The sequence below is a fragment of the Sphingobium limneticum genome, assembly GCF_008710165.1.
GTDB lineage: Bacteria > Pseudomonadota > Alphaproteobacteria > Sphingomonadales > Sphingomonadaceae > Sphingobium > Sphingobium limneticum.
This window is the reverse complement of sequence record NZ_VYQA01000038.1, coordinates 1-17442: the sequence shown is the minus strand read 5'-3', so window position 1 is coordinate 17442 and position 17442 is coordinate 1. Positions and strand designations below refer to the sequence as shown.

The following is a 17442-nucleotide window of genomic DNA, read 5'->3' as shown; positions in this document are numbered from 1 at the left end:
CTGTCTCCAAAGGGTTGAGTCGACAACTTCACTTTAGAGACCTGCGGGCCGATCATGACCGCCTTGATGAAGCCTGCGGGCGCTACGCGCCCTTGCCTTCATCAAGGCAGTGCGCCCCTTCGAGGGGCCGCTTCCCAATGTGCTATGGTAGCGAGTTTATCGCGACCGCCGTCCAGAAATGGTTGGGGCAGATCGGCGTGAAGACGCTCTATATCACCCCGGGATCACCATGGGAGAATGGCTATAACGAAAGCTTCAATGGGTCGCTTCGCGACGAACTGCTCAACGGCGAGATCTTCTACAGCCTCGCTGAGGCCAAGGTGCTGATCGAGGCATGGCGGCGGCATTACAACACCGTTCGCCCTCACAGCAGCCTGGGCTACCGACCGCCGGCACCGGAAACGGCGACACCGCCATATCCGGCCTCCGGTTCCGCTTCGCTCCACCTCCGTCCGGATATGGCGGCGATGGGCTTAATCCACTAACAAACCAATCGGGCCACTCGGTGGGGGCAGATCAGCCGCACGTTCGAGAAACTCCTTCATGGCTCACCTATTCTGTTCGGCGCATGCGCGCTCTCATAGCTCTAAAGCAGGAATAGCACAGTTGACCTTTAGATTTTATTCCACTGTGCCTGGCACCTAATTGATGACTGGAAAATTGATACGAGGCCGCATTTTTCCCAGTCACATCATGAGGTTGATCCTGCAGCGTCACTCAGCGACCTGCATTTTGTCGTGATCGGTCAGCTGAGTTCGTCGATCTGCGTGGCCCTCAAAAGGCGGAAAAGCAGACCTCGACGCTGGCCGAGCGGCCCGGCGCAACCTTACCAGCCGCCCCCCAGCGCACGATAGAGCTGAACGGTTGCCGTTCCTTGTGCGATGCGGGTCTGTTCCATCTTGTCCTCGTCCGAGAGCGCATCCAATCGGGCCTGCAACACATCGCCCAACTGCGTGCGTCCGGCATCGTACAATATCGCCAGCTGGTCGGCGCGTCGGCGGGCCATGTCGGATGTACGGATAAGCCCGGCCAGGCGTTCGTCCAGCCCCGCCCGAAAACCATAAGCGGATTCAACTTCCTCGAGCGCCGACAGCATGGCCTGGTCATAATTGGCGAGAGCAGCCTCAAGTTCGGCATCGCCCGCCTTGACACTGGCCTGCAACCTTCCGGCATTGAAAAGCGGCATCGATGCGGAAAGGCCGACCAGACCTCCGGTTCCGCCATAGCCCGGCAGGCCGCCCAGTTCGATATGCCCGTTCTGCCCCAGAAAATGGATGGCGAAGCGCGGAAGCAGATCGGCCTTCAGGCTCTTGAGGCGCGCCGCACGCGCGTTCACCAGCCATGATCGCGCCGCGACATCAGGCCGGCGATCAAGAATGTCGGAAGGAAGTTGCCCGGTGGGCGCATCTGGCGTCTCAAAAGTGGCGGAGGCGACCATATCCGGCGCCTGTTCGGGGACGTCGCCCGCCAGCACGGCCAGTCGCCGCTTGCGCGCATCGACGAGGGATGTGAGGGCCGGGCGGGAGGCGCGCAGCGCCTCCAGTCCATTGCGGGCGCGGGTGACATCGGCCGCTGTCGCGGCGCCCGTCCGCTGCCGGGCGGCCGCATAATCGACAAGGCGATTGGCCGTAGCCTCGCTGCGATCGAGGACATCGAGGCGCCGCCTCAGCCCCTGCAGCTGCTGATAATTTTCGACGACATCGGCGGCGACCATGAGCCTGACGCCATCGGCCGTTCGTGCGGTGCTTTCGGAAAGCGCGCGCGCCATTTCGGCGTCGGCATGGCGTCCACCGAACAGGTCAGCCTCCCAGGTGGCTCCAAGACCCACCAGATATCCACTGCCGCTGTTTCCGGACAGCGACGGCAGCATGGCCTGCCACTTGTCATCGATCCCGGCATCGCTCTGACTGGCCCACGCTGTGCCATTTGCGGCAACGGTAGGATAAAGCGCCGATTCCGCGACAGTGACTAGCGCACGCGCGGCGGCGACATGGGCTTTTGCAGCGCGGATATCGGCGTTTGCTTCGAGCGATTTCTCGACCAGCGCATCAAGAGCGGGATCGCCCCACGCCGTCCACCAGCGGTCTGTCCCGGTTATTGCCGCGTCGTTCGCCGCCGCCGCATCCAGGCGATTGGGCGGAGTGATGCGTGGCGCGTGCGCGGGCGTGTTCGGGACGCTGGCGCAAGCGGTGAGCAGCAGCGCGAGCGATGGAGGAAGCAATTGGCTATGCATTCTGATTTTCCTGGGTGATGTCATCCATGACCTTTAGCCCTGCCTTGAGAGCATCGAACGGAAGCGGCTGACGGCCATCGCCACGAAGAACACGCCCGAGCCGCAGATGATCGCGAGTTCCGGCAGGATCGTTCGCACGCCCGCGCCGCGATAGAGGATCGCCTGGGAGAGGCTGACGAACTGGGTGGTCGGCAGACATAGCGCAATCGTCCGGATCGCCGAGGGCATGCTCTCGAGCGGCGTTGCCGCTCCCGAGAGCAGATAAGCGATGGCGTAGACGGGCACTGCGAAGAGCCCGAACTGCGGCATGGATGGCGCGAGCGTTGCCATCCACATGCCGAGCGAGGTGACCGAGAAGAGGTAGAGAAACATCGCGGCAGTGAAGAGCAGGAGAGATCCGGTCAGCGGCACGCCCAGAACGCCATGAACGACGAACCAGAGGGACGCGATCGAGGCCAGCAGGATGACGAGGCCGTTGGCAAGGATCTTGGCGAAGGCGATCTCGCTGGCGCGCACGGGCATCACCAGCAGATGCTCGATCGTGCCATGCTCACGCTCACGGATCACCGCCGCGCCGACGAGGATGATCGAGAGCACCGTCACGTTGGTGACGATCTGCATGACCGAGGTATACCAGGCCGACTGGGCGTTGGGATTGAAATGCATCCGGCTTTCGACCTGGACCGGCAGCGCCTCCAGGAGGCCCCGGGCATGGAGGAAGTCGAGCGTTTCCTGCGCGAATATCTGCTGGAAATAGGCAGCGCCCAGACCTGCCTGCGTCATGGCGGTCGCGTCGACGAGAATCTGGACGGAAGGCGACCGGCCCGCGAGCGTATCGGCTTCGAAGCGGGGCGGGATTTCGATGACGAAGATATATTTTCCGCTGTTCATCGCAGGGCCGATCGCGGATCGCTCGATGTCCTCGGGTGGTTTGAAATAGGGCTGCTGGATGGCATCGCGCAGCCGGCGCGACAGTTCGGAATGATCCTCGTCCATGATCGCGACCGAAGCGTTCATGACCTCTGCGCGTACCCCGTTCGCAACAAGCTGGATCGCCACGGTGAAAGCGAAGAGGATAAGCGCCATCAGCGTCACATCCTTCATGACACTGCGCAGTTCCTTGCCGCTCAGAAGCGCAACGTTGAGAATCCAGCGCGTCATTTCTCCTGCTTTCCCAGCATCAGGCGTGCGCCGCCCACGAAGAGGAATGCGAGCGCCATCAGGGCCAGATAGGCCTGGCCGAAACTGGCCATGCCCAGACCCTTGGTGAATGTGCCGAGACTGACGATCTGGAACCAGGAGGAGGGGAAGGTCAGCCCGATGATATGGCTCGGGCCTGTCAGGGTGGAAACGGGGTAAAGGAGCCCGGAGAAGTTCACCGACGGAATAAGACAGATGAGGGATGTCGCGAAGATGGCGGCGACCTGCGAGCGCACAAAGGCCGAGATCATCAGCCCCAGCCCGGTGACAGACAGAATGAAGAGGAACCCGCCGATCAGAAGGGCCGGCAAGGACCCCTTGAGCGGTACTCCCAAAATGAAGACAGTCACCAGGATCAGCGTCACGAAACTGATCATTGCAAGAAGGGCATAGGGCATCTGCTTGCCGACCAGGAATGCGCCCAGGCTCGCCGGCGAAGCGTAGAGATTGGTGATCGAGCCGATTTCCTTTTCGCGCACGACCCCAAGGGCCGTCAGCATCGCGGGAATGAGGATCATGCAGAGCATCAGGACGCCCGGCGCCATGGCGTAGATGCTGCGAAACTCCTGATTGTAGATGAAGCGCGGTTCGATTGTGGACGAGAGATCAGGCACAGCGAAGGGCTGCGCGGACCGCAACTGGTCCATTGCGTAGCGAAGGAGAACAGCCTCGGCATAAGCGCGGGCGTTCGACGCGGGGAAAGGACTCGCGCCGTCGATCCGCACGTCGACCGCGGGCCGCCGCCCTGCGGTCAGATCGCGTCCGAAGCCGGGGGGTATGTCCAGCACCATCTTGGTCGATGCCTCGCGCAGCGCCTGATCGGCGGCCGCGTCGCTCGCAAGTTCGGGCTCAACCCGGAAATAGCGTGACCCTTCAAAATAAAGTTGCAGGTCACGGCTGGCGGCACTGCGGTCATGATCGAGAACGGCAAGGCGGATATTCTGGACGTCGAAGGAAATGCTGTAGGCTGCAATGCACAGCAGGATGATCGGGCCGATCAGCGCGAAGGCGAGCCGGATGCGATCGCGCATGAGTTCGGTCGCTTCGCGCCGGGCAAAGGCCCAGGCGAAGCCCGGCCAGCTGCCGGCAGCGGTTGGTAATCGCGGCCGGCCGGGAGCCGTCGATCGCGCACCGGCGGCAGGAGTGGACGAAGCGACCGAAGCATCGACCGGCAGGTGGGCGGAAGCAGTCGGCGCTTCGTCATTATCCTTCTCGAGGACAGCGATAAAAGCATCCTCGAGCCGCTGCGCATCATATCGCTGTGTGAGTTCCGTCGGCGCGCCGACCGTCAGAACCCGCCCGCGATGCATCAGCGATATGCGGTCGCACCGTTCCGCCTCGTTCATGAAGTGGGTGGAGACGAAGATCGTTACCCCTTCATCGCGCGAGAGGCGGATCAGATGGCGCCAGAACATGTCGCGCGCCGCCGGATCGACGCCGGACGTGGGCTCGTCCAGGATCAGGATCTCGGGTCGATGGAGGCAGGCGGCGGCGAGTTGCAGGCGTTGCCGTATGCCGAGCGGCAGAGCGGCGGGAACGGCATCGGCATGGGCTTCGAGCTCGAACTGGGCAAGCGCGGCCGAAACCAGTTCGCCTGCCTGCTGGCGTGGCACGCGATAGAGCCGCGCATGAAGGACCAGGTTCTGGCGAACCGAAAGCTCTTCATAGAGCGAGAAGGCCTGCGACATATAGCCCACGCGCATGCGCGTCTCCATGTCTCCGGGGGCGATCGGCCGCCCGAAAAGGCTGGCCGTTCCGTCCGTCGCATCGAGCAGGCCGGTCAGCATCTTCATGGTCGTGGTCTTGCCGCAGCCGTTCGAGCCCAGAAAACCGAATATCTCGCCGCGTCCGATGCGAAAGCTCACATGATCGACCGCTACGAAATCACCAAAGCGCCGCGTCAGATCATGCGCCTCGATTGCCGGCGCTTCGCCCTTGTCCTGCCAGGCCGGCACGAACAGCGCGTCGCCCGATGGCCGCTTGTCTTGCGGAAGCAGGCGAACATAGGCGGCTTCGAGCGTATCCGCGCCCGCGTCACGCATGATCTCGCGCGTATCCCCTTGCGCGATCACCTTGCCATCGTCCATCGCCACGAGGTGGCCAAAGCGCTCTGCCTCTTCCATGTAAGCCGTGGAGACCAGCACGGTCATGTCCGGCCGCTCCGCGCACATCGCATCCACCAGTTCCCAGAACTGCCGTCGTGAAAGAGGGTCTACCCCCGTGGTGGGTTCGTCGAGGATGAGCAGATCCGGATCGTGCACCAGCGAGCAACACAGGCCCAGCTTCTGCTTCATGCCGCCCGAAAGTTTGCCGGCGGGCCGGTCCGGAAAGGGTGCAAGCCCCGTCGCGTCCAGCAAGCGCCGCATATGCGCTTCCCGCTCGACTGCAGACAGTCCGAAGAGGCGACCAAAGAAGTCGATATTCTCGCGGACGGAAAGCGTCGGGTAGAGATTGCGACCAAGCCCCTGGGGCATATAGGCGACGCGGGAAAGGAACTCCTCCCGCTTGCGACGCTCGGTGAGATCGAAGCCGAGAACCGAAAGACGTCCCGTTTGCAGCTTTTTCACGCCGGATATGAGGCCGAGCAGCGTCGACTTGCCTACGCCATCGGGCCCGACCAGCGCGGTGGTCTTCCCCTTGGGCAGGGAGAGCGAAACCTCGTTCAGGGCGATGATACCGCCATATCGATGCGAAAGGCTTTCGATCCGTATCGCCTCTTCGGGGAGGATCTGAGCGGGCGGGATCATTTGTCGATCTTGGTGAGGTCGGGCCAGGGCTGGCGCGTATCGGTGCGCACGAACCCGTCCGCCGTCATGCCGGCTTTCAGCCTTCCGTCCAGGCCACGGGCGAGATCAGGCGCGATCTGCAGCTTCACCCGGTAGGACAGGTTCTCGCGTTCGCTGGCCGTCTCGACGAATTTTGGCGTGAACTGCGCATCGGGCGCCACGAAGCTGACGCGCGCGGGAATGGCGTCGCCAAAACCCTGCGGAAGAATGCGTGCCTCGTCGCCGATCCTGATCTTGCCGGCGACCGAAGCGGGCAGGAAGATGGTGAGCCAGGCATCCTCGGCATTGACCAGCGACACGATCTTGCCGCCCGGTGGCAACATGGTTCCAGGCTCGACGATCCGATATTCGACGCGCCCGGGCGTCGGTGCGATGATCCGCAGGTCGGCAAGGCCGGCTCTGGTTTGCGCGATCAGGGCGTCGGCCTGGGCAATGGCCGAGCGTGCCTCGCCGACACCGCCGCCCGCCGCCTGGGCGCCACCTTGCGCAGCACCCAAGGCCAGGCGACGCTGCTCCAGCTCGACGTTCGAGACCATGTCACGCTCCCGCAGCTTGCCGGTCTCGACCCAGTCGATGCGGGCGAGCTGAGCCTGACTGTCCCGCGCGGCGAGCTCCCCTTGCGCGCGCATGAGGGCGGATACTGCCTGTTCGCGCTTGGCAAGCGCTCCGGCGAGTTGGGTTTTGAGGTCTACATCATCCTGCCGGGCGATGACCTGCCCCGCCCCGACGAGATCACCTTCATGGACGTCAAGCGACATCAGGCGGCCAGGATATTTGGCGGCAATATCGGTGCGCGTCATCTCGAGACGGCCGTTGCCGCGCACGATGGTATCGGGGAGCTTGTCGGTGCGTCCAAACATCCACCACAGCCCGAAAGCCAGGGCGATGAGGACGACGGCCAGAATGGGAATGACGATAGGGCCCCGCAGCTTCACGCTATACCTCCTTGAGCGTTCATCGCACGAGCGCCACGCCGATCCGCAGGCGCGTCACGTGCTTGTTATAGTCGAGCAGATTTTCGCCATAGCCGGTGAAGCCCTGGCCGAAGAGATAGAAGTCCGGGCCTCCGCCCAGGATACGCCGGAACGGGTAGGAGAGCTCGGCGGTCAGAGCTCCCTTGCCGCTACCCAGGTTGAGACGGGTAGAAGCCGAGACGCGCAGCCCATCATCCTCGCTGGCCTCAATGAAAAGCCCGCTATTGCCGCGATATCGGCGAATGTCAGGATTGTCCGAAAGGTTTCCGAGATAGAGCCACAGCCGCGGCGCGATCGTCAGCCTTCGGTCCTCGCCGAGCGAGAAGCCGGCCATCGGGGCCAGATAGAGCATGTTGAGGCTGCGCGAGGCTGCGCCATCGCGTCCATTGGACTCATGGCGAAGGCCGATCTGGCCGCTGATCGTGGCCTTATCTGACACGGGCAGGGCAGGCGAGAGATAGAAGAGCTCGGGTTGATAATCGATATTGCGGAAGGGCGAGGATTTCGCCGCCACGTCCCAGAACATGCGCTGGGTATAGGCGAAATAGAGGCCGTCGATCAGCGAGGGAGAGCGGTCCATCCGCGCTCGATTTCCGAACAGCTGATATTTGAAACTGATCTGGATGCGTGCGTCGGTGTTGGTGCCGGGGCCATAGACCGCATAGATCGGTTCGTAGACCGAGAGATTGGGGATGAAAGCATTGCCCCGGGTTCGGTCTGTCGGCGATGGTGTGACGGAGTCTGGCGATATCTGCGGAGAGGTCGGAGGCGTGAGCGAGGGCGCGGCAGTCAGGGCGACCGGGGCAGAGCGGTCGGCCTCAGGATCGACGCCGATCGTCAGGAGGATTTGCTGCGTTGACCAGGAGGGAATGGACAAGGCCGCGCCGTCCATGACGTCCTGAAAGTCGATCCGGTAGCGCGCCGCCGCAAAGCCATTGGCCCGGATCGTCAGAACCGCAGCCTGTTTTTCGCCTCGTTGCAGCCAGACCTTTCGATACGTGCCGTTGCTGACCAGATCGGCCGCAACCTCGTCGGGAAGGCGAACCTCCTGCGCGGCCGCCCCGGCATTGAGAACGCGCACATCGACAAGGATATGTCCGCTCTGATCGCGGTTGCCTGCGCGCTGGACGACATACTCCAGAGCAGCTTGCGCGTGCGCCTGCGACGCCAGTACGGCGCTGGCTGCGAGGGCAAGAGGGGCAGCCCGAACGATCACGCGAAAAGATGCTGCCCGTTATCGACCGGAATGATCGTGCCGGTGATCCGCTTCGCGGCATCGCTGACGAGGAAGGCGGCCAGCGCGCCGACGTCGCTTACGTCAACCAATTTTCCTGCGGGAACCTGCGCGGCAGCCCGATCGAGCAACTCGTCGAACCGGTCGATTCCGCTTGCGGCGCGGGTGGCAATCGGCCCTGGTGAAATAGCGTGTGCCCGAATGGCTTTGGCGCCCAGTTCCGCGGCGACATAGCGCGTTGCGCTTTCCAGGGCCGCCTTGACGGGACCCATCAGGTTATAGTGTTCGACCACCCGCTCCGAACCATAGAAGGTCACGCAAAGCAGGCATCCGCCCGTTGCCATCAGCGGTTCGGCGAGCTTCGCCATGCGAAGGAAACTGTGGCAGGACACGTCCATCGCCGTCGAGAAGCCTTGCGCACTGCTGTCGACCACCCGACCGTGGAGATCCTCCTTCGGCGCGAAGGCGATCGAGTGCAGCAGGAAATCGAGGCCACCCCAGCGTTCTTGCACCTGGCCGAAAAGCGCCTCGAGTTCGCCGGGGATGCGTACATCGCACGGCGCAGTCCATTCGACGCCGAGCTGGTCGACGACAGGCTGGACCCAGTCCTTTGCCTTTTCGTTGAGATAGGTGGCGGCAAGCCGGGCGCCGCACCGGGCAAATGCCTCCGCGCATCCTGCCGCGATGCTATGTTCGTTTGCGATCCCGATGACGAGGCCGCGCTTGCCGGTCAGATCTACAAGCGGTGTCATTGGGCGGTCTCCTGCAGCAGGCTGAGCGTGTGAATTGCGATCATGCGTTCCTCGTCGGTGGGGATGACGAGGGCCTTGATCCGGCTCTCGGGGGCGCTGATCAGCGTCTCACCTGCAGCATTGGCGCGATCATCGATCTCAAGGCCCAGCCATTGGAGCCGGCGACCAATAAGACTGCGCATGCCCGCGTCATTTTCGCCGATGCCAGCAGTAAAGATGATCCCGTCCACACCCTCCAGCGAAGCGGCAAGGGCGCCGGTGTCACGGGCTACCCGCCAGGCGAAGAGATCAATCGCTTCTTTCGCTTCGGGTGCGTCGCTCGCGGCAAGCGTGCGCATGTCGCTGGAAATGCCCGACACGCCCAGAAGGCCCGATTGCCTGTAAAGCATATCCTCTATCGTCTTGGCGCCCATGCCCATCTGCGTCATGAGATGCAGCACGACACCGGGGTCGAGACTGCCCGAGCGGGAGCCCATCATCAAACCGTCGAGCGCGGTGAACCCCATGGTCGTGTCGACGCTTTGCCCCGCCGCCATGGCGCAAAGGCTCGCGCCATTGCCCAGATGTGCGGCGATGACCTTGCCCGAGGCCAGCGCCGGGTCGATCGCGGCGAGGCGCCGGGCGATATATTCATAGGAAAGGCCGTGAAAACCGTAGCGACGGATGCCCTGGTCGTGAAGCGCACGGGGGATTGCGAAACGAGAGGCGAGGGCTGGCTTGTCATGATGGAAAGCGGTGTCGAAGCAGGCGACCTGAGGCAGGTCGGGATCAAGCTTGGTGATCGCCCGGACGGCAGCCAGGTTATGGGGCTGATGCAGGGGCGCCAGCGGACAAAGTGCTTCCAGCTTGTCGATCAATTCAGAATCGATGCGCCGCGGGACGGAAAATTCTGTGCCGCCATGGACGATGCGGTGTCCGATGGCGGCGATCTCATAGCCTTCAAGTGGATGCTGCATCGCCCAGGAAAAAAGATCGGCCAGCAAGTCGGCGTGGGTAAGGCCTGCGCCATCCGGCCAGGTGCGATCGAGCAGGATCGTACCGTCCGTCCTTCGGGCCTTCAGCGCTGGCACTATCCCGATTTTCTCGATCTTTCCGCCGGCCGCGAGTTGGAGGCTGCCTCCCGGCTCCATGGCGAAGAGAGAGAATTTGATGCTCGACGAGCCGGAATTGAGGCTGACGACCGCCTTCATGCACTCTTGCCCCCGGGCAATCCAGGGGCTGCCGGCGTCACGGCGCGCGCCATCAGCACCGCCACTGCGCAGGACGCGAGACGCGTGCGCAGGCTGTCGGCACGGCTCGTCAGGATGATCGGCACGCGCGCGCCAAGCACGATACCGGCCGCGTCGGCGCCGCCCAGGAATGTGAGCTGCTTGGCCAGCATGTTCCCGGCTTCGAGGTTGGGCACGACCAGAATTTCCGCATGGCCCGCAACTTCGGAAACGATACCCTTTTCCCTGGCCGCGGCCTCGCTGACCGCATTGTCGAAGGCGAGGGGTCCATCGAGAATGCCGCCGCTGATCTGCCCGCGATCCGCCATCTTGCAGAGCGCCGCCGCATCCAGCGTCGAAGGCATTGCCGGGTTGACGGTTTCGACCGCAGCGAGGATCGCGACTTTGGGCGCCTCCATGCCGATCACATGCGCGAGATCGATGGCGTTGCGGATGATGTCGGCCTTTTCCTCGAGGGAGGGGGCGATGTTGATAGCGGCATCGGTAATGATGAGCGGTGTCGGCCGGCCAGGCACGTCCATGACATAGGCATGGCTGATCCGTCGTTCGGTGCGAAGGCCTGTAGCGGAAGAGACTACCGCGCCCATCAGTTCATCCGTGTGCAGTGATCCCTTCATGACGAGCTGCGCTTCGCCCGTGCGCACCAGTTCCACCGCCTTGGCCGCTGCGGCATGACTGTGCGCCACCGGCACGATCCGGAAACCGTCGATCGCGCGCGAGGCCGCAGTGGCTGCGGCCTTGATCTTCGCATCGGGCCCGATGAGGATCGGGGCGATCAATCCGGCTTGCGCCGCATCGAGCGCCGCAGTGATGGCGGCTTCGCTGCAAGGATGCACGATCGCCGTCGGGACCGGATCGCTACCACCGGCAAGCTCCATCAGCCGGCGATATTTGTCATGATCGTTGAGGCGAACGTCCGGCAGCTCCGCGCGCGGGCGCAGCACCTTTTCGCCGGGCGCGATCACCTGGGCCTGGCCAGTGATGACATCCTCGCCATGCTGGTTGGCGCAGCGGCAGTCGAGGATCAGGATTTTCTTCTCCGCACGCTTCTCGACGACGGTGACCGAGGCGGTGATCGTGTCGCCCGGTGCGACGGGGCGGCGGAAGCGCAACGACTGGTCCAGATAGATGGTGCCAGGACCGGGTAGTTGCGTTCCGAGGACGGCGGAGATGAGGCCGCCGCCCCACATGCCGTGGGCAATGACGTGGCGGAACATGTCGGTCGCGGCATATTGCGCGTCGAGGTGAGCCGGATTGACGTCGCCAGACACCAGGGCGAAAAGCTGAATGTCTTCCGGCTCGAGCGTTCGTGTGACCGATGCGGTGTCGCCAACTTCGATTTCATCGAAGGTGCGGTTTTCGATCATCGCTGGACCGGCCATCGCTCAACGCTCCTTCACATAGTGGCCAGGTGCCGGATAGAGCGCGGGATATCCCTTGTCGGGCGATCCCATCGGGGGAGGCGGGACGGGCTCGCTCGAATGGTCGACCAGCCATTCGCCCCAGGCGGTCCACCAGCTTCCCTCATGCGGCTCGGCGCGCGAAAGCCATTCCTCCGCGTCGAGCACGGGGCCGTCTTCCACACGATCGAGCACGCTGTAGCGACGCCCCCTGTGGCCCGGCTCCGATACAATGCCGGCATTGTGACCGCCGCTTGTCAGCACGAAGCGGATGGAGGCCGGGGAGAGCATGTGGATCTTGTGGACCGACTTCCACGGCGCGACATGGTCGCGTTCGGTTCCTACGATGAACATCGGTTTGCGCAGCGCCGACAGGGAAATAGCCCGGCCGTCGACCTTGTATTTGCCTTCGGCCAGATCATCATCGAGAAACAGACGGCGCAGATACTGGCTGTGCATGGCATAAGGCATGCGCGTGCCGTCGGCGTTCCACGCCATGAGATCGTTCATGGGCGCACGCTCGCCCATCAGATATTCGGTGAGGATCCGCGACCAGACGAGATCGTTCGAACGCAGAATCTCGAACGCACCGCCCATCTGGCTGCTGTCGAGATAGCCCCGGCTCCACATCATGTTCTCGAGCAGATTGAGCTGGGACTCATCGATGAAAAGGCCAAGTTCTCCGGGTTCGCTGAACTCGGTCTGGGCCGCGAGCAGGGTGACGCTCGCCAGCCTGTCGTCGCCATCGCGCGCCATTGCGGCTGCGGCGATGGACAGCAATGTGCCCCCGAGACAATAACCCAGCGCGTGGATATGCGCGTCGCCGCAGATCGCGTGGATGGCATCGATCGCTGCCATCGCGCCCAGCCGTCGATAGGCGTCCATGTCGAGGTTGCGGTCGGCGCTGCCCGGATTGTGCCAGGAGATGGCGAAGACCGTGTAACCCTGGCCCACCAGCCAGCGGACCAGCGAATTGTCCGGCGAAAGATCGAGAATATAATATTTCATGATCCAGGCGGGCACGATCAGCACCGGCTCCGGATGGACCATCCCGCTCGTCGGTTCATACTGGATCAGTTCGATCAGTTCGTTGCGATAGACGACCTTTCCTGGCGTCGCGGCAACAGTCTCGCCAACCGGGAACGCCTCAACTCCCGCCGGTGATTCCCCTCGTGCAAGGCGGCTCATGTCCTCGAAAAGATGCTCGATGCCGTCGATGAGGCAGCGCCCGCCTGTTTCGACGATCCGCTTCTGGAGCACGGGATTCGCCGCGATAATGTTCGTCGGCGCGACGATGTCGAGGATTTGGCGGGCCGCGAACGCAACCATGTCTTCATGATGACGGTCCACGCCCTTTATGCCCGTCGTGGCGGCGTGCCACCATTGCTGGGTCAGCAGAAATGCCTGCACGAGAAGATCATAGGGCTGTTCCCGCCAGGCAGGGTCGTCGAAGCGGCGGTCCTGGGGCAGCGGCTCGATTGCGGGAAGGGTGTCGGGATCGCCGGCGCGCCGGGCTGCATAATCAGCCAGTCGCATATATTTGCGACCCAGCTTGGTAGCCAGTTGCAACTGCCTGCCCGGAGAGATGGCGAGATGGAGCGCCCAGTCCGACCATGCCTGAACAAGCGTTGCGGGAGACAGGCCATGCGTTGCCTGAGCCACCATCGCAGCCGCTGCGTGATCGAGCGTCTCGGCGAGGCCGTCGAGGGGGTCGGTTTGGTGTTCATCGATCGACATGCTCAATCTCCTGCGGCGGCAGAGCGGCAACGCCTGCGAGCAGGCGAGTCCCTCTGCTGTGTTTCTTTGCGCAGGCGCTCGGCAGCCTGCAGAAAGGTTAAGTACCTCCCCTTTGAGGTTCACCGCGGCGGAGCGCATGGCTCGCCGTGGAGCAAAGTCTCGACGATGGTCTCTGCGATGAGAATTCGGGCGGCGTCCTCAGGGATCTCGGGAGCAAGCGATCGCAGGACAGTAGGAAAGCTGGCGGGTTGATTGGCAGCGGCGCTCAGCAACGCGAAAAAGAGCGCAGGGTGACTGGCCCTGATTATGCCCTGAGCGATTCCGGCCTCGTAAAGCGTCCGACAACTTTCATAGGCAGGATGGATCAGTTGTTCCGTAACCAATGTCGACCGCTCAGACCTATCCGCTGCGTGCCGAACGACAAAATCCCTCACATAGGGATGGTCCGAATAAAAATAGATTATGCGCGTAATCGCGTCGCAAAGTCGGTCATGAACCGAACGGCTATCGTCTGAGGCAATCTTGGAAATTTCCGCGATTATTCCGGTCGTGCTCTGTGTTATCGCTTCCAGGCAGGCTTTCCAGAGTTGAGCTTTGCTTCCGAAATGCACGCGGATGAGGTTTTGACTGACGCCAGCGGCCGATGCGATTCCTCTCAGATCTGCGCGCTCGAACCCGTCATGCGAAAATGCGCAGATGGCAGCCGCCAGCAATTCCTGTCTGCCACCAACCATATCCTTCTGCCTGCGGCCTCGGGGCGACGGGAGAGGATGAATGGCGACCTCTGTCGGCATGTAGACTCCATGATATGTTTAATTGAACATATATTATGGGTTGCACTTGCACAATGCCTGTTCGGCCGAAAAATCGAACGATCAGCAGAGGATGGGCGAAGCGCCTCTGAAAATACGGCAGTCCCGCTGGTGAGTGATCGCGACGCCTGGCGTCGATCAGACACCTTTACCACGCAGTGCTCGCTCCCATCACAACCGGGCCGCCGGGGCGACGAGTTCATAACCGAACTGCAGCGCCTCGCGGCTCCGCATTGAGCGCGATCTCAAGAATATGGAACAGAGTGGAGAGGCTGCGGAAGCTGAAGCCCGCACGCCCCGAGCTTCGCCTCGCTCGAAGAGGTAACGCAGCGGCCGAGGTCATCGGGCTATCCGTTCATCCTCGCGGCGACCGGGCGAACCCAAGCCCAGCGAAACTAGCCGACTCTCGTCCGTCTCGGGAGGCGCCACGGTCGCTGCTTCCCGCTGAGGGTGTCGCACGGAAACCGAGTATCCATACTTGAACGATCGTTCCCGAATCGCTATACATGACCTATGGCAAGACCTCGGGAATTCGACACGGATGCTGCCCTGGACGGTGCGATCACCGTGTTCAGCGAGCATGGATATGAGGGCAGTTCGGCGCAGATGCTCGTGGACGCCATGGGCATTGGGCGGCAGAGCCTCTACGCGGCCTTCGGCGACAAGTGGCAGCTCTATTGCGCGGCGGTGCGGCGCTACGGCATGGGCGAATGCGCGGCGCATTTCGAGGCGCTTCGCAGCGGCGCGCGCGCCATTGACGGGATCGGGGCCATGCTGCGGCGCGTCGTGGAGACAGCAGCCACGCCCTGTCTCGGCGTCGGCTCGACCTGCGAGTTCGGCGCATCGCGGCCGGACCTTGTCGATATCCATGCAGCACTGGGCAGGACATTGCACATGGCCATCGCCTCGCGCATGCGCGACGCGCAGCGTGAGGGCGATGTTGCAGCCAGCCTCGATCCCGAGGCTCTCGCGCAATTCCTGATCGCCAATATCGCCGGGATCCGCGTCGCCGGGCGTGGCGGCGCCGACCGATCAACCCTGGCTGCCCTGCAGGAGATGGTCATGCGCGCGCTGCGCTGACCCCTTTTTTGACCAATTACTGAACGATCATTCAAGATAGGAGAAAGACATGCGAGCAGTGGTGATGACCGCGACCGGTGGCCGCGAGGTGCTGGAGCAGATCGAGCGACCGGAGCCTGTCGCCGGGCCGGGCGAGGCGCTGGTCGAGATCGCGGTTGCCGGGGTCAACTTCATGGATATCGGCGTGCGTCAGGGGATTGCCTGGACTGACATGCCCAATCCCAAGATCCTGGGCGTCGAAGGCGTCGGTCGAGTTCTGGCAGTCGGCGAAGGCGTCGAGGCTGTTCAGCCCGGCCAGCGTGTCGCCTGGGTCTATGCGCCCGGCAGTTATGCTGAGCGGGTCGCGATCCCGGCAACGTCGCTGGTGCCGGTTCCCGATGCGGTCGACGATCGAACGGCGGCCTCGATCATGATGCAGGGGCTGACCGCCAGCCATTTCGCGACCGACTTCTATCCGGTCCTGCCCGGTGATATCGCCTTCGTTCACGCTGCGGCAGGAGGTCTTGGCCTGCTCCTGACCCAGATCATCAAGTTGCGCGGCGGCCAGGTGATCGGTCGGGTCTCATCTGAAGAAAAGGTCGCCACCGCCCGGGAGGCGGGCGCCGACCACGTCATTGTCGATACGGAAGGGCGATTTGCCGAAGAGGCCCTGCGCCTGACCGATGGAGAGGGCGTCCATGTCGTCTATGATGGATCGGGACCGACAACGTTTCAGGGTTCACTCGACGTCCTGCGCCGGTCGGGCACCTTCTGCTGGTATGGCCCGGTGCTGGGTGGGCCAGGGCCACTCGATATCATGAGCCTGCCCAGGAGCATCAAGATCGGCTACGCCGTCTTCTTCGACCATATCCATACCCCGGAACTGCTTCGCAAGCATGCCGCGCAGCTCTTCCAGTGGGTCGCGGACGGCAGGCTCAAGGTCCGGATCGGCGGCGAATATGCCCTTGCGGATGCGGCGAAGGCCCACGCGGATATGGAGAGCCGCAGGACCACCGGAAAGTTGGTGCTGATCCCGTGAGCGCTCGGGTCGCCATGGTGTTCGGGGGATCGCGTGGCATTGGCGTCGCCATCGCAAACCGGCTCGCCGGAGATGGTTTCGATCTGGCGCTGACCTATGTCTCGCAACCTGATCGCGCCGCTGAGGTTGTCCAAGCGATCAACGGCCTGGGACGCAGCGCCATCGCGATTCAGGCTGATAGCGCCGATGCCGATGCTATCACCGCATCAGTGGCGCATGCGGTCGATCGGTTGGGCATGCTCGACGTCGTGGTTGTCAATGCCGGCGTCCTTCGCCGCGCGACAATCGAGGCGTTCACGCTCGAGGATCTCGACCTGATGCTCGACGTCAACGTGCGCGGCGTCTTCCTCGCCATCCAGGCTTCGACCGCGCGGATGCGCGATGGCGGGCGCGTGATCACGATCGGCAGCAACACCGCTATTCGAACTGGCTCGCAGGGCAGCAGCGTCTACGCCATGACCAAGGCCGCCGTCGCGACCATGGTCAAGGGCGTCGCTCTCGACCTCGCGCCCCGGCGTATCACGGTCAACAACATCCAGCCGGGACCGATCGAAACCGATCTGACGGCTGCGATGGTTCCGCGCCTGCGCGACCTCATTCCACTTGGGCGGGTCGGCAAAGCGGAGGAGGTCGCGTCGCTCGTTTCCTATCTGATTAGCCCGGCGGCTGGTTACATGACGGGTGCCAGTCTGACGATCGATGGCGGGTATGTGCTCTAGCGATCGCCACGAAATACTGCAGTTCGGTCGATGACGACGAGAATTGCCGGGCGCCCTTCTCATGATTGACGTTCTGCGCATTCTCTCAATTCTATTGGACGTCGACTGGGTAAGGCATCGCCCTTAACAGGCTGCGGAAAAAGGGTTGGCAGAGCCGGCCATTGGCCTCGCTTTCGCCGTTTTCTAGCCCAAGGCGTCAGTCATTCTGGGAGGTAACCTTCCAGAATCCGGTCGTTTTTGACCGGCCTCGGGCGCTATGAGGCGCAGG

Annotated in this window: 14 protein-coding genes; 4 read left to right on the top strand and 10 right to left on the bottom strand. The window is 62.9% G+C overall.

Annotated features, from left to right (window positions below; translation table 11 throughout):
- On the top strand, window positions 1–485 hold a 485-nt coding region (locus tag F4U95_RS23605), incomplete at its 5' end, for an integrase core domain-containing protein (protein ID WP_246171699.1).
- Between the two features lie 341 nt (window positions 486–826).
- On the opposite strand, the gene F4U95_RS23600 is transcribed toward F4U95_RS23605, so the two are convergent.
- The 10 genes from F4U95_RS23600 to F4U95_RS23555 all read right to left on the bottom strand — a co-directional run bounded on the left by F4U95_RS23600 (window position 827) and on the right by F4U95_RS23555 (window position 14339).
- The gene (locus F4U95_RS23600) at window positions 827–2233 is read right to left on the bottom strand and encodes an efflux transporter outer membrane subunit (RefSeq protein ID WP_161600453.1); all 1407 of its coding nucleotides are present in this window, start codon (window positions 2231–2233) and stop codon (window positions 827–829) included.
- 33 nt (window positions 2234–2266) lie between these two features.
- Entirely contained in the window at window positions 2267–3394 is a 1128-nt protein-coding gene (locus F4U95_RS23595) for an ABC transporter permease (protein WP_017503204.1), read from the bottom strand.
- Window positions 3391–6180, bottom strand: coding sequence for a ribosome-associated ATPase/putative transporter RbbA (gene rbbA / locus F4U95_RS23590; RefSeq protein ID WP_120252845.1), 2790 nt, complete (start codon window positions 6178–6180; stop codon window positions 3391–3393). Before rbbA ends, F4U95_RS23595 begins: the two co-directional genes overlap by 4 nt.
- Window positions 6177–7154: an HlyD family secretion protein gene (locus tag F4U95_RS23585; protein ID WP_004207057.1), complete on the bottom strand. Its 978-nt coding sequence runs from the start codon at window positions 7152–7154 to the stop codon at window positions 6177–6179. The genes rbbA and F4U95_RS23585 overlap by 4 nt, the downstream gene beginning before the upstream one ends.
- A 19-nt stretch (window positions 7155–7173) precedes the next feature.
- Window positions 7174–8409, bottom strand: coding sequence for a phospholipase A (locus F4U95_RS23580; protein WP_004207058.1), 1236 nt, complete (start codon window positions 8407–8409; stop codon window positions 7174–7176).
- The gene (gene fabI, locus F4U95_RS23575; RefSeq protein ID WP_004207059.1) at window positions 8406–9179 is read right to left on the bottom strand and encodes an enoyl-ACP reductase FabI; all 774 of its coding nucleotides are present in this window, start codon (window positions 9177–9179) and stop codon (window positions 8406–8408) included. The genes F4U95_RS23580 and fabI overlap by 4 nt, the downstream gene beginning before the upstream one ends.
- Window positions 9176–10369 (bottom strand): acetate/propionate family kinase, encoded by a 1194-nt coding sequence (locus tag F4U95_RS23570; protein WP_004207060.1) that lies wholly within the window; start codon window positions 10367–10369, stop codon window positions 9176–9178. The genes fabI and F4U95_RS23570 overlap by 4 nt, the downstream gene beginning before the upstream one ends.
- Entirely contained in the window at window positions 10366–11790 is a 1425-nt protein-coding gene (locus F4U95_RS23565) for a bifunctional enoyl-CoA hydratase/phosphate acetyltransferase (RefSeq protein ID WP_004207061.1), read from the bottom strand. The genes F4U95_RS23570 and F4U95_RS23565 overlap by 4 nt, the downstream gene beginning before the upstream one ends.
- Window positions 11791–11793: 3 nt before the next feature.
- Window positions 11794–13545: a PHA/PHB synthase family protein gene (locus F4U95_RS23560; RefSeq protein WP_120252846.1), complete on the bottom strand. Its 1752-nt coding sequence runs from the start codon at window positions 13543–13545 to the stop codon at window positions 11794–11796.
- A 119-nt stretch (window positions 13546–13664) separates the two neighbouring features.
- A complete protein-coding gene (locus F4U95_RS23555; RefSeq protein ID WP_017503672.1) occupies window positions 13665–14339 on the bottom strand; it encodes a TetR/AcrR family transcriptional regulator in 675 nt (224 codons plus the stop codon).
- Window positions 14340–14870: 531 nt separating this feature from the next.
- Here F4U95_RS23555 and F4U95_RS23550 point away from each other — a divergent pair.
- Genes F4U95_RS23550 through F4U95_RS23540 form a run of 3 tightly spaced genes read left to right on the top strand, consistent with a single transcriptional unit; the run spans window position 14871 to window position 17174 of the window.
- The gene (locus F4U95_RS23550) at window positions 14871–15437 is read left to right on the top strand and encodes a TetR/AcrR family transcriptional regulator (protein WP_004207065.1); all 567 of its coding nucleotides are present in this window, start codon (window positions 14871–14873) and stop codon (window positions 15435–15437) included.
- Window positions 15438–15486: 49 nt separating this feature from the next.
- On the top strand, window positions 15487–16455 hold the full coding sequence (locus F4U95_RS23545) for a quinone oxidoreductase family protein (protein WP_004207066.1): 969 nt from the start codon (window positions 15487–15489) through the stop codon (window positions 16453–16455).
- A complete protein-coding gene (locus F4U95_RS23540; RefSeq protein ID WP_246171698.1) occupies window positions 16452–17174 on the top strand; it encodes an SDR family oxidoreductase in 723 nt (240 codons plus the stop codon). The genes F4U95_RS23545 and F4U95_RS23540 overlap by 4 nt, the downstream gene beginning before the upstream one ends.
- Window positions 17175–17442: the final 268 nt, after the last annotated feature.

What these genes read in the sequence shown, in the direction of transcription:
- F4U95_RS23545 (WP_004207066.1), top strand. Translation starts at nt 15,487, where the DNA reads ATGCGAGCAGTGGTGATGACCGCGACCGGTGGCCGCGAGGTGCTGGAG.
- F4U95_RS23565 (WP_004207061.1), bottom strand. Translation starts at nt 11,790, where the DNA reads ATGGCCGGTCCAGCGATGATCGAAAACCGCACCTTCGATGAAATCGAA.
- F4U95_RS23550 (WP_004207065.1), top strand. Translation starts at nt 14,871, where the DNA reads ATGGCAAGACCTCGGGAATTCGACACGGATGCTGCCCTGGACGGTGCG.
- F4U95_RS23560 (WP_120252846.1), bottom strand. Translation starts at nt 13,545, where the DNA reads ATGTCGATCGATGAACACCAAACCGACCCCCTCGACGGCCTCGCCGAG.
- F4U95_RS23595 (WP_017503204.1), bottom strand. Translation starts at nt 3,394, where the DNA reads ATGACGCGCTGGATTCTCAACGTTGCGCTTCTGAGCGGCAAGGAACTG.
- fabI (WP_004207059.1), bottom strand. Translation starts at nt 9,179, where the DNA reads ATGACACCGCTTGTAGATCTGACCGGCAAGCGCGGCCTCGTCATCGGG.
- F4U95_RS23555 (WP_017503672.1), bottom strand. Translation starts at nt 14,339, where the DNA reads ATGCCGACAGAGGTCGCCATTCATCCTCTCCCGTCGCCCCGAGGCCGC.
- F4U95_RS23570 (WP_004207060.1), bottom strand. Translation starts at nt 10,369, where the DNA reads ATGAAGGCGGTCGTCAGCCTCAATTCCGGCTCGTCGAGCATCAAATTC.
- rbbA (WP_120252845.1), bottom strand. Translation starts at nt 6,180, where the DNA reads ATGATCCCGCCCGCTCAGATCCTCCCCGAAGAGGCGATACGGATCGAA.
- F4U95_RS23600 (WP_161600453.1), bottom strand. Translation starts at nt 2,233, where the DNA reads ATGCATAGCCAATTGCTTCCTCCATCGCTCGCGCTGCTGCTCACCGCT.